The organism is Streptomyces sp. NBC_00727 (assembly GCF_045161745.1).
Lineage (GTDB): Bacteria > Actinomycetota > Actinomycetes > Streptomycetales > Streptomycetaceae > Streptomyces.
In genome coordinates this window covers 5,846,129-5,871,880 of sequence record NZ_CP108981.1, presented here as the reverse complement: position 1 = coordinate 5,871,880, position 25,752 = coordinate 5,846,129, and the positions used below count along the sequence as shown (strand labels likewise).

General features: G+C 72.9%; 19 protein-coding genes. 7 read left to right on the top strand and 12 right to left on the bottom strand.

What is annotated here, in order from left to right:
* Positions 1 to 10: 10 nt before the first annotated feature.
* Positions 11 to 403 carry a DUF4440 domain-containing protein gene (locus tag OG242_RS26555; RefSeq protein ID WP_405900534.1) on the bottom strand — a complete coding sequence of 131 codons (393 nt, stop codon included), beginning with the start codon at positions 401 to 403 and terminating at the stop codon, positions 11 to 13.
* 170 nt (positions 404 to 573) lie between these two features.
* Positions 574 to 1,776, bottom strand: a complete 1,203-nt coding sequence (locus OG242_RS26550; protein WP_405900533.1) for a S8 family peptidase — start codon at positions 1,774 to 1,776, stop codon at positions 574 to 576.
* 359 nt (positions 1,777 to 2,135) lie between these two features.
* Here OG242_RS26550 and OG242_RS26545 point away from each other — a divergent pair, with 359 nt between their 5' ends.
* Positions 2,136 to 4,427 (top strand): MMPL family transporter, encoded by a 2,292-nt coding sequence (locus OG242_RS26545; protein WP_405900532.1) that lies wholly within the window; start codon positions 2,136 to 2,138, stop codon positions 4,425 to 4,427.
* 55 nt (positions 4,428 to 4,482) lie between these two features.
* Here the strand turns inward: OG242_RS26545 and OG242_RS26540 are convergent, their stop codons facing one another.
* The 3 genes from OG242_RS26540 to OG242_RS26530 are packed head-to-tail and all read right to left on the bottom strand — an operon-like array spanning position 4,483 to position 7,552.
* Complete coding sequence (locus OG242_RS26540; RefSeq protein ID WP_405900531.1) at positions 4,483 to 5,775, bottom strand: ABC transporter substrate-binding protein; 1,293 nt, start codon at positions 5,773 to 5,775, stop codon at positions 4,483 to 4,485.
* A complete protein-coding gene (locus OG242_RS26535) occupies positions 5,775 to 6,614 on the bottom strand; it encodes a carbohydrate ABC transporter permease (RefSeq protein WP_405900530.1) in 840 nt (279 codons plus the stop codon). The genes OG242_RS26540 and OG242_RS26535 overlap by 1 nt, the downstream gene beginning before the upstream one ends.
* The gene (locus OG242_RS26530) at positions 6,611 to 7,552 is read right to left on the bottom strand and encodes a carbohydrate ABC transporter permease (RefSeq protein ID WP_405900529.1); all 942 of its coding nucleotides are present in this window, start codon (positions 7,550 to 7,552) and stop codon (positions 6,611 to 6,613) included. Before OG242_RS26530 ends, OG242_RS26535 begins: the two co-directional genes overlap by 4 nt.
* A gap of 287 nt (positions 7,553 to 7,839) precedes the next feature.
* Here OG242_RS26530 and OG242_RS26525 point away from each other — a divergent pair, with 287 nt between their 5' ends.
* The gene (locus tag OG242_RS26525; protein ID WP_405900528.1) at positions 7,840 to 8,706 is read left to right on the top strand and encodes a phosphotransferase enzyme family protein; all 867 of its coding nucleotides are present in this window, start codon (positions 7,840 to 7,842) and stop codon (positions 8,704 to 8,706) included.
* A 163-nt stretch (positions 8,707 to 8,869) separates the two neighbouring features.
* Here the strand turns inward: OG242_RS26525 and OG242_RS26520 are convergent, their stop codons facing one another.
* Both OG242_RS26520 and OG242_RS26515 read right to left on the bottom strand, forming a co-directional pair.
* Positions 8,870 to 9,598, bottom strand: coding sequence for a 3'-5' exonuclease (locus OG242_RS26520; RefSeq protein ID WP_405900527.1), 729 nt, complete (start codon positions 9,596 to 9,598; stop codon positions 8,870 to 8,872).
* A 66-nt stretch (positions 9,599 to 9,664) separates the two neighbouring features.
* A complete protein-coding gene (locus tag OG242_RS26515) occupies positions 9,665 to 10,897 on the bottom strand; it encodes an SAV2148 family HEPN domain-containing protein (protein WP_405900526.1) in 1,233 nt (410 codons plus the stop codon).
* A 367-nt stretch (positions 10,898 to 11,264) separates the two neighbouring features.
* Here OG242_RS26515 and glgX point away from each other — a divergent pair, with 367 nt between their 5' ends.
* Both glgX and treY read left to right on the top strand, forming a co-directional pair.
* On the top strand, positions 11,265 to 13,439 hold the full coding sequence (gene glgX / locus OG242_RS26510; RefSeq protein ID WP_405900525.1) for a glycogen debranching protein GlgX: 2,175 nt from the start codon (positions 11,265 to 11,267) through the stop codon (positions 13,437 to 13,439).
* Positions 13,440 to 13,530: 91 nt separating this feature from the next.
* Complete coding sequence (treY, locus tag OG242_RS26505; protein ID WP_405900524.1) at positions 13,531 to 15,897, top strand: malto-oligosyltrehalose synthase; 2,367 nt, start codon at positions 13,531 to 13,533, stop codon at positions 15,895 to 15,897.
* Positions 15,898 to 15,901: 4 nt separating this feature from the next.
* Here treY and OG242_RS26500 read toward each other — a convergent pair whose 3' ends face one another.
* Both OG242_RS26500 and OG242_RS26495 read right to left on the bottom strand, forming a co-directional pair.
* Positions 15,902 to 16,939, bottom strand: coding sequence for a cytochrome P450 (locus OG242_RS26500; RefSeq protein WP_405900523.1), 1,038 nt, complete (start codon positions 16,937 to 16,939; stop codon positions 15,902 to 15,904).
* Positions 16,940 to 16,987: 48 nt separating this feature from the next.
* Complete coding sequence (locus tag OG242_RS26495) at positions 16,988 to 17,938, bottom strand: LysR substrate-binding domain-containing protein (RefSeq protein ID WP_405900522.1); 951 nt, start codon at positions 17,936 to 17,938, stop codon at positions 16,988 to 16,990.
* Between the two features lie 88 nt (positions 17,939 to 18,026).
* Here OG242_RS26495 and lpdA point away from each other — a divergent pair, with 88 nt between their 5' ends.
* Entirely contained in the window at positions 18,027 to 19,448 is a 1,422-nt protein-coding gene (lpdA, locus tag OG242_RS26490; protein ID WP_405900521.1) for a dihydrolipoyl dehydrogenase, read from the top strand.
* 9 nt (positions 19,449 to 19,457) lie between these two features.
* On the opposite strand, the gene OG242_RS26485 is transcribed toward lpdA, so the two are convergent.
* Positions 19,458 to 20,024: an FHA domain-containing protein gene (locus OG242_RS26485; protein ID WP_405900520.1), complete on the bottom strand. Its 567-nt coding sequence runs from the start codon at positions 20,022 to 20,024 to the stop codon at positions 19,458 to 19,460.
* Positions 20,025 to 20,222: 198 nt separating this feature from the next.
* Here OG242_RS26485 and OG242_RS26480 point away from each other — a divergent pair, with 198 nt between their 5' ends.
* Positions 20,223 to 21,179: a GNAT family N-acetyltransferase gene (locus OG242_RS26480; RefSeq protein ID WP_405900519.1), complete on the top strand. Its 957-nt coding sequence runs from the start codon at positions 20,223 to 20,225 to the stop codon at positions 21,177 to 21,179.
* Positions 21,180 to 21,186: 7 nt separating this feature from the next.
* Here the strand turns inward: OG242_RS26480 and OG242_RS26475 are convergent, their stop codons facing one another.
* Positions 21,187 to 22,542: a GH1 family beta-glucosidase gene (locus OG242_RS26475; RefSeq protein WP_405900518.1), complete on the bottom strand. Its 1,356-nt coding sequence runs from the start codon at positions 22,540 to 22,542 to the stop codon at positions 21,187 to 21,189.
* A gap of 174 nt (positions 22,543 to 22,716) precedes the next feature.
* Here OG242_RS26475 and treZ point away from each other — a divergent pair, with 174 nt between their 5' ends.
* Positions 22,717 to 24,477, top strand: a complete 1,761-nt coding sequence (treZ, locus tag OG242_RS26470) for a malto-oligosyltrehalose trehalohydrolase (protein WP_405900517.1) — start codon at positions 22,717 to 22,719, stop codon at positions 24,475 to 24,477.
* A 14-nt stretch (positions 24,478 to 24,491) separates the two neighbouring features.
* On the opposite strand, the gene OG242_RS26465 is transcribed toward treZ, so the two are convergent.
* Positions 24,492 to 25,622 carry an aminopeptidase P family protein gene (locus tag OG242_RS26465; RefSeq protein WP_018523670.1) on the bottom strand — a complete coding sequence of 377 codons (1,131 nt, stop codon included), beginning with the start codon at positions 25,620 to 25,622 and terminating at the stop codon, positions 24,492 to 24,494.
* Between the last annotated feature and the right edge of the window lie 130 nt (positions 25,623 to 25,752).

The window sequence follows — 25,752 nt, the reverse complement described above, 5'->3', positions numbered from 1 at the left end:
CGCCGGGGGCTCAGTACCCGGGCGCGGGCTCGGCGGGCGCGGCCTCGAACGGCGTGGCCTGGTGGTAGTAGAGCAGCCAGCCCACCGCGGTGCGGCGCCAGAGCGAACTGTGGTGGGCGCGCCTGCCGTTGACCTCGGTGTCGAAGGTGAGGTGGACGAGCTCGTCGGCGAGGTGGACGCCGCTCATCCCGGAGGCGGTGAGCCGTCCCGGCCAAGGGGCCAGGCCCGAGACGAGCAGGTCGATGATCATGGACCGGTCCCAGTGGCGGCCGGTGCTGTCCACCTCCTGGTAGTCGGGGTGCAGCACCTGGTCGAGGAGGCCGGCGGAGGCCCGGACCAGGGGGTCCATGAGCCGGAGCTCCCCCTCGATGGCCGCGGCCACGCCCGGCGCCGGCCCGGTCATCCCCGTCTCCCGCCCGTATCGGTCGTCATGGGGCAAGCCTAGGGCCTGTATTGAGTTGTGGCGCGGGAGAAGGAGCGGCGTTCACTACAGGCCCCAGGACGGCAGACACGCACCGTGCGGCCGCCGCGCCCCGTGGGGGAGAGCGCGGTGGCCGCCGGTGGGTGGCGCTGTTACTCGACGATCTTCAGCAGCTTGTTCGCGGTGCCCGCGGTGGCGTTGCCGATGGCGTCCGGGGTGGCGCCGTCGGTCAGGGCCGTGGCGACCTCGGCCGGGGTGGCGTCCGGGTGTCCGGCCAGGTAGACGGCGGCGGCGCCGACGACGTGCGGGGTCGCCATCGACGTACCGGAGATGGTGTTGGAGCCGGTGTCGCTGTCGTTCCAGGACGAGGTGATGTCGGAGCCCGGGGCGTAGATGTCCACGACCGAGCCGTAGTTGGAGAACGACGACTGCTCGTCGTCCACGGTGGACGAGGCGACCGTGATGGCCTCGGGGACGCGGGAGGGCGAGCCCTCGCCGGCGTCGCTCGACTCGTTGCCGGCGGCGACCGCGAAGGTGACGCCGGAGGCGATGGCCTTCTGGACGGCCGCGTCGAGCGCCTCGTCCGCCCCGCCGCCGAGGCTCATGTTGGCGACGGACGGGCCCTGGTGGTTCTCGGTGACCCAGTCGATGCCGGCGACGACCTGCTCGGTGGTGCCGGAGCCGGAGTCGTCCAGGACGCGGACGGCGACGACCTTGGCCTTCTTGGCGACGCCGTACGTCGACCCGGCTATGGTGCCGGCCACGTGGGTGCCGTGGCCGTTGCCGTCGTCGGCGCTGTCGTCGTTGTCCACGGCGTCGAAGCCGGAACTGGCCCTGCCGCCGAACTCCTCGTGGGTGGTGCGGACACCGGTGTCGATGACGTACGCGGTGACGCCCTCGCCGGCGCTGTCCGGGTAGGTGTACGCGTTGTCGCCCGCGGTCCCCGTCTGGTCGATGCGGTCCAGGCCCCAGGACGGCGGGTTGTCCTGGGTGGCGTCGATGTGGAACTTCTTGTTCTGGACGACCTTGGAGACGGCCGGGTCGGCGGCGAGCCGCTTGGCCTCGGTCTCCGAGAGGCCGCTGGCGGAGAAGCCGTTGATGGCGGAGCTGTAGTTGCGCTTCAGCTTGCCGCCGTACTCCTTGGCGAGCTCCGCCTTGTCCGCCTTCTGGTCCAGCATCACGATGTAGCTGCCCGAGACCGCGGTCGCCGCGTCGGCGCCGTAGATCTTGCCCGTCGCGGGGGCGGGCGTCGCTCCCGCGAACGGGCTGCCCATCAGGGTCACGCCGGCGGCAGCCGCCACCGCGGTGATGGAAGCGGTCAGCTTGAACCGGTGTGCGCGCTTGTGAATGGCCATGAAGAGGGGTCTCCTCGTCATTCTTTGTGGGGGGATTGGCCCCCGGCCGGAAGATCTCCGGGGGTTGGCTCGAAACCCTGACCGATTGACGCGCGCAGTTCAAGGCCTTCATGCACCTCTGACGCAGTCGTCAATCTTTCGTCACAAGACGCCCGCACCTGCTCCCCGATGCGCCAACCACCTTTACGTGTAAGGGGCTTCGTTCCTCCTTCTGGGGGGCAAGCACCGTCCCCAGGTCGGAGACCCCCGGCTCCCGCCTCGGCAGACAGCATGACGAGATGGCTTTACGCCGCGCCTACTTTCGAATGCGGGAGGCGGCGGCGGTGGGCCGGTGCCGGGCACAAGGGGGCAAGCCCGTCATGGGGAGAGTGGATGCGGCGCGGACGCGGGAGCCGCGGGTACGGGGCATCGCGGCCCGGGCGGGCGGCTGGAGCGCCCGGCACCGCTGGGCGGCGGTGGCGGTCTGGGTGCTGTTCGTCGTCCTGGCGATGGGCCTCGGCTCCGCGGCGGGCCGGGTCGACGTCAAGGAGAGCGACCAGATGTCCGGCGAGGTGGGCCGGGCCGTGCAGATCATCGAGGACGCGGGGCTCAAGGACCCGGCCGGCGAGACCGTGCTCATCCATTCGGAGGGCGAGGACGGGGCCGTGGCCGGTTCGCCGGAGTTCCGCGCGGCGGTCAAGGACGTGATCGGGGCCGTGCAGGCCACCGGTGAGGTCACCGCCGTCACCTCGCCGTACACCACCGAGTCCATCTCGGCCGACGGGCACAGCGCGCTGGTGCAGTTCGAGATGCGGGGCGACCCGGAGACGGCGAGCGAGCGCGTCGCGCCCGTGCTGGACGCCGTCGCCGAGGTGGACGGCGCGCACAAGGAGCTGCTCATCGAGGAGATCGGCGGCGCCAGCATGGGCAAGACGTTCGACGACGCGTTCGGCAGCGACTTCCAGCGGGCCGAGTTCTCCGCCGTGCCGGTCGCGCTCGGCATCCTGCTCATCGCCTTCGGCGCGCTGGTCGCCGCACTCCTCCCGGTCGCCCTCGCGCTCACCGCGATCATCGCGACCATGGGCCTGATGGGCGTGGTGAGCCACCTCCAGCCGATGAGCGACACCGCCAACTCCGTGATGCTGCTGGTCGGTCTGGCCGTCGGCGTCGACTACTGCCTGTTCTACCTGCGCCGCGAGCGCGAGGAGCGGGCCAAGGGCCGGGACCCCCGGACCGCGCTGATGATCGCCGCCGCGACCAGCGGACGCGCCATCGTCGTCTCCGGTGTGACGGTCTGCGTGGCGATGGCGGGCATGCTCTTCACCGGCATCGCCGAGTTCGAGGCGATGGGCCTGGCCTCGCTGATGGTCGTCGCGGTCGCCATGGTCGGCTCGGTCACCGTGCTGCCCGCGCTCCTCTCGCTGCTCGGTGAGCGGGTCGAGAAGGGCCGGGTGCCGTTCCTGAACCGCCGGAAGCGCTCGGAGCGGGGCGGCGCCGACGGCGAGAGCCGGATCTGGCGCGCGGTGCTCACCGCCGTGCTGCGCCGCCCGTGGACCGCGCTCGTGGTCGCCGCCGGCGCGCTCGCCGCGATCGCGCTGCCCGCGCTCGGCATGCACACCCAGAACCTCACCCTGGACCAGGAGTTCGGCGACTCGCTGCCGATCGTGCGGACCTACGACCGGCTGAACGAGGCGTTCCCCGGGGGCGCCGACCCGGCGCAGGTCGTGGTGAAGGCCGACGACATCGGTGCCGCGCCGGTGCGCCGGGCGTTGGAGGAGTTCCGCCGGCAGGCCGTCTCCTCGGGCGCTTCGAAGGGCCCGGTCGACATCGTGACGCACGACGCGGAGAACGTCGCGGTCATCGACGTACCGCTGGTCGGCGGTTCGGACCAGGAGAAGGCCGAGAAGAGCCTGGACCTGCTGCGCGACACCGTGCGTCCGGCGACGTTCGGCAAGGTCGCGGGGGTCGAGGCGCCGATCACCGGGCAGGTCGCCGGTTCGAAGGACTTCAACGACCAGATCGTGGGCTCGGTCGTACCGGTCTTCGCCTTCGTGGTCGTCTTCGCCTTCCTGCTGATGCTGCTCTGCTTCCGGTCGCTGACGGTCGCGGTCACCTCGATCGTCCTCAACCTGCTCTCGGTGGGCGCCGCCTACGGCATCCTGACCGCGGTCTTCCAGCACGGCTGGGGCGCCTCGCTGGTGGGCGCGGAGGGCGTCGGCGCGATCATCTCCTGGCTGCCGCTGTTCCTCTTCGTGATCCTCTTCGGGCTCTCGATGGACTACCACGTGTTCGTGGTCTCCCGTATCCGTGAGGCCCGCCTCCAGGGCCGTACGACCCGGGACGCCATCGCCCACGGGGTGGTCACCACGGCCGGTGTGGTGACCAGCGCGGCCGTGATCATGGTCGCCGTGTTCGCGATCTTCGGCACGCTGTCGATGCAGTCCATGAAGCAGATGGGCGTCGGCCTCGCGGCGGCCGTGCTGATCGACGCGACGATCATCCGCGGGGTGCTGCTGCCGGCCGTCATGGCCCTGCTGGGCGAGCGCAACTGGTACTTCCCGAAGTGGCTGGGCTGGCTGCCCGACATGACGCACGACGAGTCGTACGACGACGAGCCGGCCCTGCCCGCACCGGCGCGCGGCGGCGAGGAGCCGGAGCGGGTCGGCGTCTGACCCCCGCCGTACGTGTGCCCTCCTCCCGGACCGCCGGGAGGAGGGCACACGCCGTTCAGCGCTGGTAGCGGGCCAGGACCCGGTTGCCGTCGGTCACCAGACGCTTCTTCAGCTCGGCCGCGTCGATCGCCCCGCTGTAGTACTCCTGGAGCGCGGGGGTCGCCACCTTGTCCTTCCACTCGGGGTAGCCGCGCACCGACTGCGCCGGGGCGGACCGCAGCGACCCGGCGAGCGCGGCGCCCGTCGCCCAGCCCAGGTCCGCGGTGTGCAGCGAGGGGTCGGCCAGCGCCTCGGTGCCGGTGGGCAGCATCCAGTCCCCCTTCGCCAGGCGGACCATGTTGGCGGGCTTGAGCAGGAAGTCGATGAAGCGGACGGCCTCCTTCTTGTGCGGGCTTTCCTCCGCGACGGACAGGGTCTGCGGGCTCACCCCCTGGGCCGACCCGTCCCGGCCGGCCGGGGCGGGGAGCACCGTCCACTCGAACCCCTTCGGCGCCTGCTCGACGACCTGCTGGCGGTACGAGAACCCGAGCGGCACCATCGCGTACTTGCCGCCGAAGAGGCCGGGCAGGGTGTCGCCGCCGCCCATGCCGAGAGCGGTGCGGGCGGCGCTGTGGTCGGTGTTGACCTGGTCGTGGATGGTGCCCGGGACCACCTGGTCGCCCTCCCCCATCGCGACGGTCACCTTGCCGTCGGCGCCCCGGTGGAACAGCTCGCCGCCCGCCGAGAGGCCGAGGTTGAGGGTGACGGAGACGGGCTCCTTGAGCGGCCAGGCGACCCCGTACCGGCCCTCCCCTGTCAGCTCCTTCGTCACCTTCCGGAACTCCGGCCAGCTCCACGGCTTCCCGGGGGTCGGGATGCGGACGCCGGATGCCTTCAGGATCTTGGTGTTGGCGATCAGGACCCGGGGCTCCTGGAGGAACGGCACTCCGTAGACCCCGCCGTCGAAGGTGGCCGTCTCCCAGATGTTGCCGGGGATGGCGTCGGTGAGCCCCTTCGGCAGGAGCGGGCGCAGGTCGGCGAGGTAGCCGCCGTACGCGAAGTCGGCGAGGTCGTCGGACGCGTCGTGGATGACGTCCGGCGCCTCACCGCCCTCGAAGGAGGTGAGGAGCTGGTCGTGCACGCTGTCCCAGCTGCCCTGGACGTACTCGACGCGGATGTCGGGGTGGGCCGCGTTCCACTCCTTCACCAGCTGCTTGTTGATGTCGACGGACTCCTTCTGCCAGGCCAGCGACTGGAAGCGGAGCGTGATCCTCCCGTCCGTGTCGCCGTCATCGCCCCCGCCGCAGCCGGTGAGCAGCAGGGCCAGCGCGGTGGCCGCCGCAGCCGCCGTACGTACCAGCGCGCGCATCAGTTCTTCACCGCCCCGGCCAGCATGCCGCCGGTGATCCGCCGCTGGATCACGGCGAACAGGACGAGCGAGGGAAGGGTGGCGAGGAACGCGGCGGCGGCGAGCGGCCCGAGGTCGCTGGCGCCCTCCGCGCCGAGGAAGTGCGTCAGTACGACGGGCAAGGTCTGCTTCTCCGGGGTCTTGAGGAGGACGAGGGCGAAGAAGAACTCGTTCCACGCGGTGATGAACGCGAAGAGCGCCGTGGCGACGATCCCGGGGGCCAGCAGCGGGGCGGTGACCGAGACCAGCGTCCGCAGCCGCCCGGCCCCGTCGACCGCCGCCGCGTCCTCCAGCTCGCGCGGCACGGCCCGTACGTATCCGACGAGCATCCACAGCGCGAAGGGCAGGGCCCACACCACGTAGACCATGATCAGGCCCCAGAGGGTGTTGATCAGGTGCAGGTTCTTCAGGACCAGGAAGAGCGGAATGATCAGCAGGACGAAGGGGAACGCCTGGCTGACCACCACCCAGCCGGTGGCGGCCGTGGCGAGCCGGGTCCGGTGGCGGGCCATCACATAGGCCATCGGGGTGGCGATCAGGACAGCGATCAGCCCGGCCGAGAGCGCGGCGATCAGCGAGTTGGCGGTGGCCCGCAGCAGCGGCTGCTCGTCGAACGCCTGCCGGAAGTTGTCCAGCGTCGGGTGCTGCGGGATCCAGGTCGGGTGCAGGGAGCCCAGCTCGGGCGCGGGCTTGAAGGCGGTGGAGATCAGCCACAGGAACGGGAACGCGAGGAAGACCAGGTAGCACAGCAGCGCCACGTACTGCCCGGCGCGCACGGACCGTTTGGTACGCATGCTCATCGGTCGTCGCCTCCCCTGAGCCGGCCGGCGAGATACACGGCGAGGATCACGGAGATCACCGCGACCATCACACAGCCCATCGCGGCGGCGTAGCCGAACTGCCCGTAGCGGAAAGCCTCCTCGTACGCGAACAGCATCGGCAGCCGGGTCCGCCCGCCGGGGCCGCCGTTGGTCAGGACGTAGACCAGGGCGAAGGAGTTGAAGTTCCAGATGAAGTTGAGCGCGGTGATGGACAGGGCGACCGGTCTGATGGCGGGCCAGGTCACCGTCCTGAACCGGCGCCAGGCGCCCGCCCCGTCCAGCGCGGCGGCCTCGTGGAGTTCGTGCGGGGTGTTCTGCAGCCCGGCCAGCAGGGCGACCGTGGTCTGCGGCATCCCGGACCAGACGCCGACGACGATCACCGCGGGCAGCGCGGTGGCGAGCCCGGTCAGCCAGTCCCGGCCGTCCCCGAGCCCCAGGTCGCGGATGGTCTCGTTGAGGATGCCGGCGTCCGGGCTGTAGACCAGCCGCCACATGATGCCGACGACGACCTCGGGCATCGCCCACGGGATGATCGCCAGGGCGCGGGCCAGCCAGCGCATCCGCAGGTTCTCGTTGAGCAGCAGCGCCAGGCCGAGGGCGAGCACGAACTGCGGGACGGTGACGCCCACCGCCCACACCAGACCGATCCGGAACGACTCCCAGAACAGCCCGTCATGCAGCAGGTCCTGGAAGTTCAGAGTGCCGGCCCACTGGGTGGAGCGCGTGCGGCCGGACTGGGCGTCGGTGAAGGCCAGCGCGATGCCGTAGAGCAGCGGGCCGACGCTCAGGATCAGGATCGGGATGAGAGCCGGCAGCACCAGGAACCAGGTGCCGGCACCCCGGTCCAGCCGGCCGTCGGTGCGCTTGCCGGGCGGCCCATGGCGCCCGGACCGCACGGTTGCACTCGCCAATGTCATGCGTAGGGCCTTTCGTTTGGGTCAGGCCGGATCAGGGAGCGGGCTCTGGTGCCGTGCATCGCAAGGCGGAGGATTGAGGTAACGCGGAGCGTTGGTGATTGACGACAACGCCGCGAGGTGCGGCACCAGAGCCCGCGAGCCCGGCATGATCCAAACGAAAGGCCCTGGGCCCCCTTTGCGTCGTTCGACCGGCTACTTGCCGTTCTGGCCGCTGAGGTGGCCTCCGTCATCGTGCTGACGGGCCGCCGGTTCGTCAAGGCAACCTGCACGGATGCGAAAATCGGACCATGAACGAGATGGAAGCGCGCGAGGTGCTGGCCGCCGCCGGGTTCTCCGGCGGGGCGGAGCTGCTCGCGCTCGGCGAGAACGCGGTGTTCACCGTCGGCGACCTCGTCGTCAAGGTCGGCCGGGACGCCGTGCGCCACCCCGAGCTGCTGGAACGGGCCGAGCGCGAGGTGGCCGTCGCCCGGTGGCTCGCCGCCTCCGGCGTCCCCGCCGTGCGGGCGGCCGAGGGCGGGGCCCGGCTGGTCGGGGGTCATCCGGTGACCGTATGGCACCGGCTGCCCGAGGCGGTGCGGCCCGCCGAGCCGCGCGATCTGGCCCCGCTGCTGTCCGCCGTGCACGCGCTGCCCACGCCGGAGGGCTTCGCGCTGCCGCGCCGGGAGCTGCTGGGCGGCGTCGAGCGGTGGCTGCGGCTGGCGGGCGACGCGATCGATCCGGCCGACGCGGCGTATCTGCGCGAGCGCCGCGACGGCTTCGCGGCTGCGGCAGCGGCGCTGGTCCCGCATCTGCCGCCCGGCCCGATCCACGGCGACGCGCTGGCGCGCAACGTCCATGTCGGCCCGGACGGGCCGGTCCTGGTGGACCTGGAGACCTTCTCCTCGGACCTGCGCGAGCACGATCTGGTGGTCCTCGCACTGTCCCGTGACCGGTACGGCCTGGCGGCCGAGGCCTATGACGCGTTCACCGGGGCGTACGGGTGGGACGTGCGCGAGTGGGACGGCTGCGGGGTGCTGCGGGGGGCGCGGGAGACGGCGAGCTGTGCGTGGGTGGCGCAGCATGCGCCCGTGAACGGGCGGGCCCTTGCGGAGTTCCGGCGCAGGGTGGCGTCCCTGCGGGACGGGGACCCTTCGGTGCGGTGGTATCCGTTCTGAGTCGGCTGGGGTGCCCCCGGCGTGCCGGTCCAGCGTTTGTCCTCAATCGCCGGACGGGCTTGATTTTGCCGCCACCCGTGTCCTCCCGCGGCGGGAATACGGGCCGAAATTCAAGCCCGTCCGGCGATTGAGGACAACACACGGACGGGCGTGACAGCCGCATTCAGGCGGTCGTGCGCACCGGCTCCCGCACCGGCCACTGGCCGTCCACCACCGCGTCCGCCGTGCCCTTGCGGCGGAGGAACTGCTGGAAGTCCGCGGCCCACTCCGCGTACCAGGCGATCTGGCGTTCGTGCAGTTGCTCCGCCGGGAGTTCGGCGACGACGCGGTGGCGGGCGGCTATCGCGTACGCCACGCGGACCGCGGCCAGCGCGTCCGCCGTCGCGTCGTGGGCTCCGCCGTGGACCACGCCGTACTCGACGCAGACCGCCTCCAGGTTGCGCTTGCCCTTGCGGTAGCGGTCGACGGCCCGGTCGATGGTGTACGGGTCGATGACGGGGCCGACGGGCGCGCCGCCCAGCCGGTCGGCGAGCGAGGGCAGCCCGTGGCGGTGCAACTCGGCGGTGAGCAGGGTGAGGTCGAAGGCCGCGTTGTACGCCACGACGGGCGTGCCCCGGCGCCAGTACCCGGCCAGTATGTCGGCGATCTCGTCGGCGACCTCACGGGCCGGCCGGCCCTCGGCGGCCGCGCGCTCGCTGCTGATGCCGTGGATCGCGGAGGCCTGGGCGGGGATGCGGATGCCCGGGTCGGCCAGCCAGCTGTGCCGGGCCACCGGCTCGCCGTCCCGGCCGTCCACGGCGATCACCGCGGCCGTCACGATCCGGGCCTCCAGCGGGTCAGTCCCCGTCGTCTCCAGATCGAAGCCGACCAGCGCGTGCCGGTGCCAGCTCATCCCGTACCTCCTTCGTGGTGCTCCCCCGGATGACGACCACCCTCGCACGGGCCACTGACAACGCCGTCAGGAGACCGGCCGGGAGTCCGTCCACACGGACTCGAACTCCTCGCGGTAGGTCTCGAACAGCCCGTGCTCGTACCCCTGCCCCGCCCGTACCACCGCACGCCCGCCGCCGCGCAGCACCAGCACCGGCGCCTCCATGCCGCGCGCCCGCCGCAGATAGGTCTGCACGACGCCGACCGCGTCGGCCCCGTCGCCGTCCACCAGGTAGGCCGTGAAGCGCGGGGTCTCGTCGAAGACGTGGATCTCGAAGGCGCCCGGGTCGCGGAGCTTGGAGCGCACCCGCCGCATGTGCAGGATGTTCATCTCCACGGACCGGCTCAGCTCGCCCTTCTTGAGCCCGAGCTCCCGTTCCCGGCGCTTGACCGCGCTGCTGGCCGGGTTGATGAAGAGCAGCCGGATCCGGCAGCCCGACTCGGCGAGCCGGATGAGGCGGCGTCCGGAGAAGTTCTGCACCAGCAGGTTGAGCCCTATCCCGATCGCGTCCAGCCGGCGCGCGTCGCCGAAGAGGTCCTCGGCGGGCAGCTGGCGCTGGAGGCGCACCCGGTCGGAGTGGACGGAGACCACGTCCGCGTACCGGTCGCCCACCAGCTCCTCGACGGCGTCGACCGGGAGCCGGTCGGCGGAGGGCACGGCCGCCCCGCTGCCCAGCATCTCCAGGAGCCGGGCCGAGGCCCGCTCCGCCTGGGCGAGTACCGCCTCGTTGAGGGCGCGGTTGCGGGAGACGACGTTGCGCGCGACCTCCAGCTCGTCGAGTGCCAGTTCGACATCGCGGCGGTCGTCGAAGTACGGCTCGAAGCAGGGCCAGTGCTGGACCATCAGCTCGCGGAGCTGGGGCAGCGTGAGGAAGCTGAGGACGTTGTCGTCGGCCGGGTCGAGCAGATAGCCCTTGCGGCGGGAGACCTCGCGCACGGCGACGGCGCGCTGCACCCACTCCTGGCCGGCGGGCCCGGCCGCGGCCACCACCCAGTCCTCGCCGTGCACGGGTTCGTAGATCGGCCGGAGCACCGCCGCGACCACGGCGCGCAGCCGCTGTTCGACGAGATTCAGCCAGATATAGGCGCGCCCGGCCCGCTGTGCGCGCGTGCGCACCTCGCTCCAGGCGTCGGCACCCCAGTCCAGTTCCGCGCCGATCTCCAGGGGCTGCGCCAGCGAGACCGCCCCGGGCGGGACCTCGGCCACGTCCCCCTCGTGAGCCGCGTCACCAGGGGGCAGCTCGAACCCTCCCGAGCTCACCCACGCACCGCCTTCCACTCCCCCACCAACGATCAAGGAAGGGTACTCCGGGAGCGGGAGCCGGTGCAGCCGGATGCGCAGGCTCCTTTACCAACTCCCCATGGAATCAAACCTGTTCCGGTCGCCGGGTTCGACGGGAGTGAGCGGATTCATAGTGATTAAACACCCCAGCGAGGACCGTGAACCGGACAGCCGTGGACCGGGTGCGATCGGAGGCCGGTTCCGGGCGACACGGAGAGGCACGAGGTTGACCGACCGGCCGACGTCCTAGGTAAGGGGGGCTCTTTCGGGGAAGATCTGGGCCGGGGCCCCCAGGCGGCCCCGTAGTTCCCCAGGCGACCGCGGCAGAACTGGAAGAGTCGAATCCATGCAGGTGTGGCCGGGACAGGCGTACCCGCTCGGTGCCACGTACGACGGCGCCGGGACCAACTTCGCGGTCTTCTCGGAGGCCGCCCACCGAATCGAGTTGTGCCTGCTGCACGACGACGGTTCCGAGACGGCGGTGGAGCTGAGAGAGACCGATGCCTTCGTCCGGCACGCGTATCTGCCCGGAGTGATGCCCGGTCAGCGCTACGGATTCCGGGTGCACGGCCCGTACGAACCGGAGCGGGGCATCCGGTGCAACTCCGCCAAGCTGCTCCTCGACCCGTACGCGCGCGCGGTCTCCGGGCGGATCAAGTGGGGCGAGGAGGTGTACGGCTACCCCTTCGGGAAGCCGGACGCGCGCAACGACCTCGACTCCGCCCCGCACACGATGTCCTCGGTCGTGGTGAACCCGTACTTCGACTGGGGCGACGACCGGCGCCCCCGTACGGACTACCACCGCACGGTGATCTACGAGGCCCATGTGAAGGGCCTGACGATGCTCCATCCGGGGCTGCCCAAGGAGCTGCGCGGCACGTACGCCGGGCTGGCGCATCCGGAGATCATCGCCCACCTGACGGAGCTGGGCGTCACGGCGATCGAACTGATGCCGGTGCACCAGTTCGTGCAGGACCACCGGCTGGCGGACGCGGGGCTCGCCAACTACTGGGGTTACAACACGATCGGGTTCTTCGCCCCGCACAACGCCTACGCCTCCTGGGGCGACCGGGGCGAGCAGGTCCTGGAGTTCAAGCAGGCCGTGCGCGCCCTGCACCAGGCGGGCATCGAGGTGATCCTCGACGTGGTCTACAACCACACCGCCGAGGGCAACCACCTGGGGCCCACGCTGTCCTTCCGGGGACTGGACAACGCCTCGTACTACCGGCTGACCGACGACCAGCGCTACTACATGGACACCACGGGGACCGGCAACTCCCTGCTCATGCGCTCGCCGCACGTGCTCCAGATGATCATGGACTCGTTGCGGTACTGGGTGACCGAGATGCATGTGGACGGCTTCCGCTTCGACCTGGCGGCCACGCTGGCGCGCCAGTTCCACGAGGTGGACCGGCTGTCGTCGTTCTTCGACCTGGTGCAGCAGGACCCGGTGGTCAGCCAGGTGAAGCTGATCGCCGAACCGTGGGACGTGGGCGAGGGCGGCTACCAGGTGGGGAACTTCCCGCCGCTGTGGACCGAGTGGAACGGCAAGTACCGGGACACGGTCCGCGACCTGTGGCGGGGCGAGCCGCGGACCCTCGCGGAGTTCGCCGGACGGCTGACCGGTTCGTCGGACCTGTACCAGGATGACGGGCGGCGCCCCCTGGCCTCGATCAACTTCACCACCTGCCACGACGGCTTCACCCTGCACGACCTGGTCTCGTACAACGACAAGCACAACGACGCCAACGGCGAGGGCAACCGGGACGGCGAGAGCCACAACCGGTCCTGGAACTGCGGCGCCGAGGGCGAGACCGACGCACCCGAGGTGCTGGAGCTGCGCGAGCGCCAGATGCGCAACTTCATCGCCACGCTGATGCTGTCGCAGGGCGTGCCCATGCTCAGCCACGGCGACGAGTTCGGCCGCACCCAGCAGGGCAACAACAACGCCTACTGCCAGGACAACGAGCTGTCCTGGGTGCACTGGCCCGAGCCCGCCGCCGCGCTGGGCGCCGACGGCGAGGACGAGGAGGAGGACGAGGAGCCGGACGGCGAGGCGGCGGGCATGAGCCTCCTCGAGTTCACCCGGGCGATGGTGTGGCTGCGCCGCGACCACCCGGTCTTCCGCCGCCGCCGGTTCTTCCACGGCCGCCCGGTGGAGGGCACGCACGACGAGCTCTCGGACATCGCCTGGTTCACCCCCCAGGGCAAGGAGATGACCCAGCGGGACTGGCAGGCCGCCCACGCCAAGGCCCTGACGGTGTTCCTGAACGGTCACGCCATCTCGGAGCCGGGGCCGCGCGGGGAGCGGATCTCCGACGACTCGTTCCTGCTGATGTTCAACGCGAGCGCCGAGACCCTTCAGTTCGCGGTGCCCGTCAACCACGGCCGGCAGTGGCACGCCGTGGTGGACACCGCCCGCCCGGCCGGGGTGCTGACCGGGGCGGGGCCGAAAGTGGCGGCGGGCGAACGGGTGACGCTCGTGGGGCGCAGCATGGTGGTGCTGCAGCGGCCCGCCTGACCGGGCCGGCCGGGCCGCCCGTGTCACCCCGTCGTGGCCTTGTTCCGGGCGGGGTGACACAGGCGGCCCGGATGTGGGTACGAAGGTTCCCATGACGCCTACCGCCACGTACCGGCTGCAGCTCCAGCCGGAGTTCCCGTTCCGGGCCGCCGAGGACGCCGTGCCGTATCTCGCCTCGCTCGGCGTCTCCCATCTGCATCTCTCCCCGGTCCTGGAGGCCGTGCCGGGCTCCCGGCACGGCTACGACGTCACCGACCACGGCCGGGTCCGGGCCGAGCTGGGCGGCGAGGACGGGCTGCGGCGGCTGGCGCACACGGCCCGCGAGCACGGGCTCGGCCTGGTCCTGGACATCGTGCCCAACCACATGGCGGCCGACCCCCGGCACAACCACGCCCTGCGCGAGGTGCTGCGCGAGGGCCCGGAGTCCCCGTACGCCCGCTGGTTCGACATCGACTGGGCGGCCGGCGACGGCCGGATGCTGCTGCCGGTGCTGGGCGGCCGGATCGGCGACGAGATGGACGGGATGCGGGTCGACGGCGAGGTGCTGCGTTACGGCGAGCAGGAGTTCCCGCTCCGGGCCGGCACCGCCCACCTTCCGCTGCCGGAGCTGCTGGACGCCCAGCACTACCGGCTCGGCTGGTGGCGGCTGGCCCGCACCGAGCTGAACTACCGGCGGTTCTTCACCATCTCGGACCTGATCGGCGTGCGGGTGGAGGACCCGGAGGTCTTCGCCGCCACCCACGGCAAGATCCTCGAACTGGTACGCGCCGGCGTGGTGGACGGCCTGCGGATCGACCACCCGGACGGCCTCGCCGACCCGGCCGGCTATCTGTCGCGGCTCTCCGAGGAGAGCGGCGGGGTCTGGACGGTGGTGGAGAAGATCCTCACCGGCTCCGAGCAGCTGCCGGCCGGCTGGGCGGTGGCCGGGACCACGGGGTACGACGCGCTGTACCGGATCGACGGACTCTTCACCGACCCCCGGGGCGCCGCCGAGCTGCTGGGCCACTACCGCGAGGCCGCGTCCCCGGCCGGCGACCGGGGCGGCTACTGGACGGCGACCGTGCGCCGGGCCGCGTACCGCGTCGTCACCCATGAACTGGCGGCGGAGACCGAGCTGCTGACCCGGCTGGCCTCCCGCATCTGCGCCGGGGACCCCGCCCTGCGCGACCACGCCCCCTGGGCGCTGCGCACCGCCGTGCGCGAGCTGCTGGTCCGCGTCCCGGTCTACCGCCCGTACGTGACGGCGGGCGGCCCCTGCTCCGAGGCGGCCGGGGCGACGCTCGACGCGACGGCGGTGAGCGACGCCAAGGCGGTGTTCGCGGTACGGGAGGAGGCCTCGGCCGTCGACGTGGTGCGGGACCTGGCGCTGGGTCGGCTGGGTGGCGGCTCCGACCGGGCGGCGTTCTGTGCGCGGTTCGCCCAGACGTCGTCCGCGTTGCGGGCGAAGGCGGTCGAGGACACGGCGTACTACCGCTACCTGCCGCTGATCTCGGCGAACGAGGTGGGCGGCGACCCTGGGCACCCGGCGGTCGAACCGGAGGACTTCCACGCCTTCTGCACCCGGCTCGCCCGCGACTGGCCCGCCACCGGGACGGCCCTGACGACGCATGACACGAAGCGCAGCGCCGATGTGCGGGCGGGCATCGCGGTGCTGTCGCAGTGCCCGGGGCGGTGGGCGGGTCTGGTGGCGGGGCTCGCCCGGTCCGCCCAGGCCGCGCCCGATCCGCAGCTGGCCTGGCAGGCGTGGCAGACGGCGGTCGGCTGCGCGGGGATTCCGGCGGAGGAGCGGGCGGCCCGGCTGGAGCCGGCGCTGCTGAAGGCGGTGCGCGAGTCGGGCCTGTCCACGAGCTGGACGGAGCCCGATCCGGTGTACGAGCGGATGGCGTCGGACTTCATCGCCGCCGGGCCCGCCGCTGACACCGGGCCCGTGCGGTCCCTCGTGGAGGAGTTCGCCGCCCCGCTCGCCACCCATGTACGGGCGCAGTCCCTGGGCGCGGCGCTGGTGCACCTGACGATGCCCGGGGTGCCGGATCTCTACCAGGGCACCGAGCGCGCGTATCTGGCGCTGGTCGACCCGGACAACCGGCGGCCGTTCCGGGAGCCGTCGCCGGACGCGCCCGCCGACGAGAAGGCGGAGCTGACCGCCGCGGCGCTGCGGCTGCGGCGGGAGCGGCCCGCGGTGTTCGGCGAGTCCGGCACGTACGCCCCGCTGCGCGCCTCGGGCCCGGCGGCGGCGCACTGCCTGGCGTTCTGCCGCTCGGGCGAGGTGGTCACGGCGGTGACCCGGCTGTCCCTGCGGCTCGCGGAGTCCGGCGGCTGGCGCGGGACGCGGCTCGCCCTGCCCGACGACGGGGTGTGGCGGGACCTCCTCACACCCGGCCGCGAGTTCACGGGCGGCACGGCCGAGGTGGCGGAACTGTTCGCGGAGCGGCCGGTGGCGTTGCTCGTACGGGGGTGAGGGCTCAGCCCGGCCGGACGAGGAGGGAGCGCGGGCCCCTCGTCAGCAGGCCCGTGGCGGCCGGACGGAAGCCCCCCTCCCAGCGGAGGCGGGGCATCGCGTCGAGCAGGGCGCGCAGCCCCTGTTCGGCCTCCAGGCGGCTGAGCGCCACGGCCGGGCAGCCCGGCGGACCGGTCAGCGTGCGGTCCTGGTCCGGGCGGAACGGGTCGAAGACGTCCGGGGCGGCGAACCGTTGCGGGTCCCGCGCGGCGGCCCCGACGAGGCAGGCGACGGGCGCCCGAGCGGGGAGCGTGCCGCCGCTGAGGGTGACTTCGGCGACCGTGCGGCGCAGGACGACCTGGACCGGCGGATCGTGGCGCAGCGACTCCGTCCAGGCCCGGCCGGTGAGCGCGGGTTCGATGCGCAGGGCGGCCAGCAGGTCGGGGTCGTCCAGCAGGTTGGCGAGGAGCGAGGCGAGCGCGGTGCGGCGCAGGGCGGTGTCCCGGAGGCAGGGGCCGTCCGCGGCGGCAGGGCCGCCCGCTCCCTCCCCGCCGTCCGGGTCCGCGCCGGACGCGGCGGGCAGCCAGCGGCAGAACTCCTCGACGAGGTCGGCGCGGGGGCGGCGGGCGATGCGCCGGGCCAGCACGTAGGCGGTGCGTTCCACGCGCTCGGCGAGGCCGGCGGGGACGGTGCCGGTCACCACGGTGTAGCGGTCGGTGGGCAGGCAGCGCGGGCTGCCGTGGCACAGGCCGATCGGTGCGGGGCCGCCCCTCGGCGCCCCGTCGTGCGGGAAGCCGGTGAACCGGGGGTCGGTGAGGGCGGCGGTGACGTCGTCGTACCGGCTGATCAGCCAGGCGCCGAGGGGCGCGTCGTAGCTGAGCGGGTACTGCTCGCGCAGCATCCGGTAGAAGCGGTACGGGTCCCGGGCGGCGCCGCGTGCCAGCAGGCTGGGGCCGGTGGAGGGCCGGCCGGTCCGGCGGGATCGCGCGGACCGGGTGGCGGGGGCCCGGGGCTCGGGCGAGGTGGTCGGGGCCGGTATGTCTCGGGGCGCGTCGGCCTGCATGGCGTTCCCCCGGTCACGTCGGTGCGCCGGTGCGCGGCGCGGTCCCTCTCAGGGCATCACCTGAACGGGCGCGTCGCAGTCGGCGCGCGGCCGTCCGGGTGACACGGGGGCCGCCTCGGCGCCGCGCCGGACGTCGGCGAGCAGGTCGGTGAACGCGGCGGCCGCACCGGTGAGCGCGACGCGCGAGAAGACGGCGAGCTCGCGCCGCCAGGGCGGGTCCACGGTGAGCAGGGCGCAGTCCTCGCCGACCGCTCCCCGTACGACGTGGGCGGGGGCGGTGGCGACGCCCACACCGGCCGCCGCCATGCGCACCGCCGTCGAGGTGTGCTCGGTGCGCACCGCCGTACGGGGGACGAATCCGGCCCGGGCGCAGGCCCAGTCGAGGAAGGGGCGCCCCTCGACGACGGCCTCCATGGCGCAGCGCACCCAGAACCGGTCGGCGAGTTCCTGGAGGCGGACGGAGGCCCGGCCGGCGAGGGGGTCGTCGAAGGGGACGACGATGACGATGTCCTCCGCGCCGATGGGCACGACCGGGCCGCTCCAGCCGGCGGGCGGCGGGCCGACGGCGAGGTCGGCGGTGCCGCGTTCGATCCGGTCCTCCAGCGCCTCGGTGGTGGCGTACTCGTGCAGGACGAGACCGACCCCGGGGTGGGCGGCGCGCCAGCGGGCGAAGACGTCGGGGAGTATGCCGACGGCGATGGCGTGGACGGTGGCGATGTGCAGCTCGCCGCCCTGCGCGCCGGCGGCGGCGCGCGCGGCGCGGCGGGCCTGGGCGGCGCTGCGGACGGAGCGTTCGGCGTGGGGCAGGAAGGCACGGCCCATCGGGGTGAGGCGCACGCCGCGCGGCAGCCGTTCGAGGAGGGGCCCGCCGACGGCCCGTTCCAGGGCCTTGATCTGGTGGGAGAGCGCCGGCTGGGTGACATGGAGGTGTTCGGCGGCCCGGGTGAAGGAGGACTCCTCGGCCACCGTGACGAAGTACTCCATCTGCCGCAGGCTCATCGCACCTCCCCGTCATGAGCACTGTGCATGGAAGCCACACAAACATTGCCTTGGACTCATGGCAAGGACCGGGCGGAGGGTGGGAGCCATGACACAGGAGCAGCGGGTGGGGGAAGCGGACGTCGTCGTCATCGGCGGCGGGACCGGGGGTTATTCGACGGCGCTGCGGGCGGCCGGGCTCGGGCTGAGCGTGGTCCTCGCGGAGCGCGACAAGGTGGGCGGGACCTGTCTGCACCGGGGCTGCATCCCCAGCAAGGCGATGCTGCACGCCGCGGAACTCGTCGACGGCATCGCGGAGGCCCGTGAGCGGTGGGGCGTGAAGGCGGTCCTGGAGTCGGTGGACTGGCCGGCGCTGGTCGCCACCCGCGACGACATCGTGTCCCGCAACCACCGGGGCGTACAGGCGCACTTGGCGCACGCGAACGTGGACGTGGTGGCGGGGAGCGCCGAGTTGACCGGGCCGCGCGGGGTACGCGTCGAGGGGTACGGGGAGGTGGCCGCCCGGCGCGGGATCGTGCTGGCGACGGGGTCGCGGCCCCGGATGCTGCCGGGCCTGGCGGCGGACGGGCGGCGGGTGGTGACCAGTGACGACGCGCTGTTCGCGCCCGGTCTGCCGGATTCGGTGCTGGTGCTGGGCGGCGGGGCGATCGGGGTGGAGTACGCCTCGCTGCACCGGTCGATGGGGGCGCGGGTGACCCTGGTGGAGGCGGCGGACCGGTTGGTGCCGCTGGAGGACGCGGACGTGTCGCGCCATCTGACCCGGGGGCTGAAGAAGCGGGGCATCGACGTGCGGGCGGGCACCCGGCTGCTGGAGGCGGTGGTGCTCGACGACGGGGTCCTGGCGACGCTCCGCACCCCGCGCGGTGAGACCCGGACGGTGGAGGCGCAACGGCTGCTGGTGGCGGTGGGCCGGGTCCCGGTAACGGACGGGCTCGGGCTCGCCGCCGCCGGACTGGCCACCGACGGGCGGGGGTTCGTGGCGCCGGCGGACTGGTCGCGGCTGGAGACCCCGGTGCCGGGCGTCCACGTGGTGGGCGATCTGCTGCCGCCGCCGTCCCTCGGGCTCGCCCACGCCTCGTTCGCGGAGGGGCTGCTGGTGGCGGAGACCCTGGCGGGGCGGCGGTCCGCGCCGGTGGACTACGACGCGGTGCCCCGGGTCACGTACTCGGCGCCGCAGACGGCCGCGGTGGGGCTCTCCGAGGCCGCCGCGCGCGACGCGGGCCACGACGTGGTGGTCAACACCATGCCGCTGACCGCCGTAGCGAAGGGCATGGTGCACGGGCAGGGCGGCATGGTGAAGGTGGTCGCCGAACGGGACGGACGGGTGCTCGGGGTGCACCTGGTCGGGCCGCACGTCTCGGAGATGATCGCCGAGTCCCAGCTGATCATCGGCTGGGACGCGGAGCCCTTCGACGTGGCCCAGCACATCCACCCGCACCCGACGCTCTCCGAGGCGGTCGGCGAGTCCTTCCTCACCCTGGCGGGCCGGGGACTCCACCAGCAGGCGTGACCGGCGGCGTCAGAGGGGCGGCCGGATCGCGGGGGCGGACAGCCGGAACATCATGCGGCCGAAGCTCACCTGGTCCCCCTCGCGCACCGGGACCGTGCCGGTGACACGCTGCCCGTTGACGCAGGTGCCGTTGGTCGAGCCGAGGTCGCGCAGCAGCCAGCTGCCGCCGTGCGCGGTCAGCTCCGCGTGCATCCGGGAGACGGTCTCGTGGGTGAGGCGCAGTCCGTTGCCCGGGTCGCGGCCGATGAGCAGGGGGCTCGGGCTGGGGGCCGGCAGCAGCAGCTTCGGCAGCCGCTCCGCCCGCCACGCCCTGCGGACCCGCTCGGGGAAGCCGGAGACCCCGCCCACGACGCGCAACAGCCCCCGGGACCAGCGGCCTTCGCGCTCCAGGTCCTTGGTGAGGGCTTCCAGCTCATCGGGACGGCTGGTCGTCAGCGCCACCTCCATGCGTTGCATGAAGGTGTCCTGGGAGAGCTTGCCCTGGGCCGCGCCCTCCCTGAGCACACCGAGAACACGGTCGCGCTGCGCGTCGGACAGGCGCGCGGTGGGCGTGTGGAACTCGAACGGGGACGTCACATGCCGATTGTCGGTCCGAGCGCCCCGAAGTGTCCAGGACAACCCTGCCTTTCCGCCCCTCCTGACCTGCGCGGGACCTGCGCGCGGCCTGCTCCGGACCGCTGCGGATATCCAGGGGCGGCGGTTCCGGAACGTTGCTAGGGTCTGCCGCTGCCGCCCGGCGATCGCCCTGGCGTGCCCGTACAACCTGGGAGTTCAGTGCCCGACGCACAGCTCGATCTGTCCATACGTCCGCTCAACGGCCCCGAGGAGCTGGAGCTCTTCCTCGAACTGCCGTATGTCCTCGACCACGAACTGGCGGACGACCTGGCCACCGGCCGCCGCCGCCCCGAGTGGATGTGGGTGGCGCTGCGCGGTGAGCGGGTGGTGGCGCGGATCGCGTGGTGGAGCAGGGACGGCGAGGCGCCGCTGCTGCTCGACGTCTTCGACCTCGACGACACCCTGCCCCTCGCCGAGCGCGAGGAGGCGGGGCTGCGGCTCGTCGAGACGGCGACCGCCGCCGTCGTACCGGCCAGGACGCCGCGCCCCGAGTACGGGCGCTTCGTGCCGGCCGACTGGCGCGAGGACCCGGCCGTCCGCGAGGCCGTCGAGGCCCGCGTGCGGGTCATGGAGCGCACCGGCGCCCGGATGCTCGTGGAGCGGCTGCGCCTGGAGTGGCGCCCGGGCACACCGGTGCCCGCCGCGAGCGGCCGGCTGCGGTTCCGGCCGGTCACCGGGCGCGAGGACCTGCTCGCGCTGATGACACCGGTGATGGAGGGCACCCTCGACGCCCACGGGCAGCAGGACCTCGCGTCCGGCCTCTCGGCGCGCGAGGCCGCCGAGAAGCACTACGACGAGGAGTTCGCCGGGTACACGACGCCCCGGGAGTGGTGGCGGGTGGCCGAACTCCCGGACGGGGAGCCCGTGGGCTTCGTGATCCCGGCCCGCAACAGCTACAACCCGATCATCGCGTACATCGGGGTGCTGCCCGCCCACCGCGGCCACGGCTACATCGACGACATCCTCGCCGAGGGCACGCGGGTGCTGGCCGGGCAGGAGGACGTGGTGCGCGTCCGGGCCTCGACGGACCTCGGCAACGTGCCGATGGCGAAGGCGTTCGCGCGGCTGGGCTACATCAACTTCGAGCGCTCCTTCGACATGGTGTGGGACGACTGACGCCTCCTCAGTTGCCGCTCGTGCGCTGCGCCTTGATGACGTCCCGGTACCAGGCGTAGGACGCCTTCGGGGTGCGGCGCAGGGTCTCGTAGTCGATGTGGACGAGGCCGAAGCGCTTGGCGACGCCCTCGGTCCACTCGATGTTGTCGGTGAGCGACCAGGTGAAGTAGCCGCGTACGTCGACACCCGCGTCGATCGCCTCCCTCAGCGCCCTCAGGTGGCCGTCGAGGAAGGCGATCCGGCGGGTGTCCTCGGCGGGCTCGTCGACCGCGCAGCCGTTCTCCGTGATGTAGACGGGCGGGAGCAGGTCCCCGTACCGCTCCCGCAGCTGTACGAGGGTCTCGCGCAGTCCGTCCGGGACGACGGGCCAGCCGAAGTCGGTCTTCTCGTAGCCCTCGATCTCCCGGATGCCGAAGGGCAGGCCCTCGGGCATGCCGAAGCCGGCGAAGCTGTCGAGGGCCTCCGGTGCGGGGGCGCCGACGCGGGTCGGGTTGTAGTAGTTGACGCCGTACCAGTCGAGCGGGGCGGCGATCGTCCGCAGGTCGTCCTCGACGGGGCCCGGCATCAGGGCCGCGAAGTTCTCGTCGGGGTAGCGGCCGGTGAGCAGCGGGTCCGCGAAGAGCCGGTTGGTGAGGGTGTCGTACAGCTCGGCGGCGAAGCGGTCCTCGTCGGACTCCCCCGCCGGCCAGACCGGTGAGTGGGACACGGCGATGCCGATGTTGCCGGCGCCAGCCGCGCGCAGCGCGCGTACGGCCAGGCCGTGGGCGAGGAGCTGGTGGTGTGCGGCGGGCAGTGCGTCGAACAGGAGGGTGCGGCCGGGGGCGTGCTCGCCCAGCGCGTAGCCCAGGAGAGTGACTTCGGCGGGCTCATTGACGGTGATCCACATGGGGACGCGGTCGGCGAGGCGTTCGGCGACGATGCCCGCGTACTCGGCGAAGCGGTAGGCGGTGTCCCGGTTGAGCCAGCCGCCTGCCTCGTCCAGCTGGAGCGGGGTGTCCCAGTGGTAGAGGGTGGGCGCGGGCGTGATGCCGTGGGCGCAGAGTTCGTCGACGAGCCGGTCGTAGAAGTCGAGCCCCTGCGGGTTGACCGGTCCGCTGCCGCCGGGGACGACGCGCGGCCAGCTCACCGAGAACCGGAAGGCGTCGGCGCCGAGTCCGGCGAGCAGCGCGACGTCCTCGCGGTAGTGCCGGTGGAACCCGGTCCCCCGGCCGGTGTCGGTGCCGTCCTTGATGCGCCCGGGCTGTGCGGCGAAGGCGTCCCAGCCGGAGGGGCCCTTGCCGTCGGTGTCGGCGGCGCCCTCGGTCTGGAACGCGGAGGCGGAGGCTCCCCAGAGGAATCCGGGCGGGAAGAGCGGCACGGTCATCTCGGCCTCCACAGCCGTAGGAGGGGTGCGTAGGACAGAACCCGACAGGGCAGTGATCAGTTCCAGACCTTAATCGCCGGTGTCGGACTCGATCCAGAGTGTCATCGGCCGGAGATCGCATCGTGTGCCGACCATGGGCCGGGGTGGACGGCCCCGGAAGCGAGGGAGCGCCGCATGTTGTTCGAGGTATGGGCACCGGACGCGGGATCGGCCGTCCTGCGGCTGAGGGACGAGTCACTGCCGATGGAGCCCGATCCGGACCGGACCGGCTGGTGGACCGCCGAGGCGGAGGCCGTGGACGGCGACCGGTACGGCTTCGCCCTAGACGGCGGACCGGTACGCCCCGACCCGCGCTCGCGCCGCCAGCCGGAGGGCCCCGACGGCGAGTCGGCGGTCGTCGACCACGACGCCTACACCTGGCGCTCGGAGTGGGCGGGGCGGGACCTGCCGGGCGCGGTCCTGTACGAGCTGCACATCGGCACGTTCACCGACGAGGGCACGTTCGACGCGGCGGCGGCCCGCCTCGGCCACCTGGAGGAGCTGGGTGTCACCCATGTCTCGCTGATGCCGGTGTGCCCGTTCCCCGGGGTGCACGGCTGGGGGTACGAGGGGGTGTCGCTGTGGGCCGTGCACGAGCCGTACGGCGGCCCCGGGGGACTCAAGCGCTTTGTCGACACGGCGCACGGCCTGGGGCTCGCCGTCGTCCTGGACGTGGTCCACAACCATCTGGGCCCGTCGGGCAACTACCTCCCCGCGTTCGGCCCGTACTTCACCGAGACGCACCACACCCCGTGGGGCGCGGCGGTCAATCTGGACGCGCCGGGCTCCGACGAGGTGCGGGCGTTCCTGCTGGGCAGCGCGCTCGCCTGGCTGCGGGACTACCGGCTGGACGGTCTGCGGCTCGACGCGGTGCACGCGCTGGCCGACACCCGGGCGCTGACGTTCCTGGAGGAGCTGTCCGCCGCGGCCGACGCGCTCTCGGCGGAGCTGGGGCGCCCACTGCCGCTGATCGCCGAGTCAGACCTGTGCGACCCGCGTACGACGACCCCGCGCGCGGAGGGCGGGCTCGGGCTGCACGCCCAGTGGAACGACGACTTCCACCACTGCCTGCACACCGCGCTGACCGGTGAGGACCAGGGCTACTACGCGGACTTCGCGGCCGCCCCGCTGGCCGGCCTCGCCAAGACGATGACGAGCGCCTTCTTCCACGACGGCACGTACTCCAGCTTCCGGGGCCGTACGCACGGCCGCCCCGTAGACGTGACCCGCGGCGCGGCCCACCGCTTCGTCGGCTACGCCCAGACCCACGACCAGATCGGCAACCGGGCGCTCGGCGACCGGCTCGCCGCCTCCCTCTCCCCCGGGCTGGCGGCCTGCGCGGCGGCGCTCGTACTGACCGGCCCGTTCACACCGATGCTGTTCATGGGTGAGGAGTGGGGCGCCCGCACCCCGTGGCAGTTCTTCACCGACCACACCGATCCGGAGCTGGCGGAGGCCGTACGCACGGGCAGGCGGCGGGAGTTCGGGGCGCACGGGTGGGCGGAGGAGGACATCCCCGACCCGCAGGACCCCGCCACCCGGGCCCGCTCCTGCCTGGACTGGGACGAGCTCCACCGCGAGCCGCACGCCCGGCTGTACGCCTGGTACCGCGAGCTGATCGCCCTGCGCCGCACCCTGCCGGACCTGCGCGACCCGGACCTGGCGAGCGTGAAGGCCGCGTACGACGACGGGGCGCGCTGGCTCGCGGTGCGCCGGGGCGATCTGCGGATCGCGGTCAACCTCGACGGGAAGCCGGCCGCGATCCCGCTGGGCAACGGGCGGCACCGGGGCGGTCCGGGGCGGGTGCTGGCCGCGTGGCTGCCGGTGGACCCGCCGGGACCGGACGGGATGCTGCACCTGCCGCCGGAGTCCTGCGTGGTGCTGGCCGACGACTGACCGCCGGCCAGCTCCTACTCCACGATCGCGAGTTCCCGGGCGGTGGCGTTGAGCCGGCGCCCGCCGTCCTCGGTGACGGTCACGATGTCCTCGATGCGGACGCCGAAGCGGCCCGGCAGATAGATGCCGGGCTCCACCGAGAAGCACATGCCGGGCACCAGCGGCTGCTCCTCGCCCTCGATCATGTACGGCGGCTCGTGGGTGGTGACGCCGATGCCGTGGCCGGTGCGGTGGATGAAGCGGTCGCCGTAGCCGAACTCGGTGATGACGGCGCGGGCGGCCCGGTCGACCTCCTGGCAGGAGACGCCGGGGCGCACCGCCGCGCACCCCGCCTGCTGCGCCTCGCGCACGATGTCGTGGACCCGCTGCTCCTCGGCGGTGGGCTCGCCGACGTGGACGGTGCGGGAGGTGTCGGAGCCGTAGCCGTGCTTGAGGCCGCCGAAGTCGAGGACGACCATGTCGCCGTGCTCGATGGTGCGTTCCCCCGCCTCGTGGTGCGGGTTGGCGCCGTTGGGGCCGGAGCCGACGACGGTGAAGTCCACCTGGGAGTGCCCGTGCTCGGTGAGCAGCCGGGCCAGGTCGGCGGCGACCTCGGTCTCCCTGCGGCCGGAGAAGCGGACCTTGAGGATCTCCTCGTACGTGGCGTCGGCGGCGGCTCCGGCGGCGGCGATCCGCGCCAGCTCGTGGGCGTCCTTCACCGCGCGCAGCATCGGCAGGGCCTGGGTGAGCGAGGCGTACGAGGTGTCGGGCAGCCGCTGCTGGAGGCCGAGCAGGTGCATCGCCCAGGCGTTGTCGCTGATCCCGAACCTGCCCCGTGCGTCGAGCAGCGGCGCGGTGACGTCGTACGGGTCCTTGCCGTCCGTCCAGTCCCGCAGGGTCATGGCGGGGGCGCCGACCGCCTTCGCCGCGTCCGGGGCCTCCAGCGTCGGGACGACCAGCACGGGGTCCTGGCCCGCCGCGAGGACGAGGAGCGTGAGGCGTTCGGTGTCCGCGGGCGGTGCGTAGCCGGTCAGGTAGACCATGTCGGGCCCCGGCGCGACCAGCACCCCGGCGAGCCCGGCCGCGGCGGCGGTCTCGGCGGCCCGCGCCATCCGGGCCCGGTAGTCGTCGGCGGTGAACGGCGCGGGCTGGCTGGTGCTGGACATGCGGGTCCTCCTGACGGCGCGGAACGGCCCTCCCATCCTGCCTCTTCCGGCCGTGCGCACGCGAGCGGTCGGGCTCCCTCGCCCGGCAGGACGACGAGGTCGGCGCGGTCCATGCCGGATCCGGATAGTG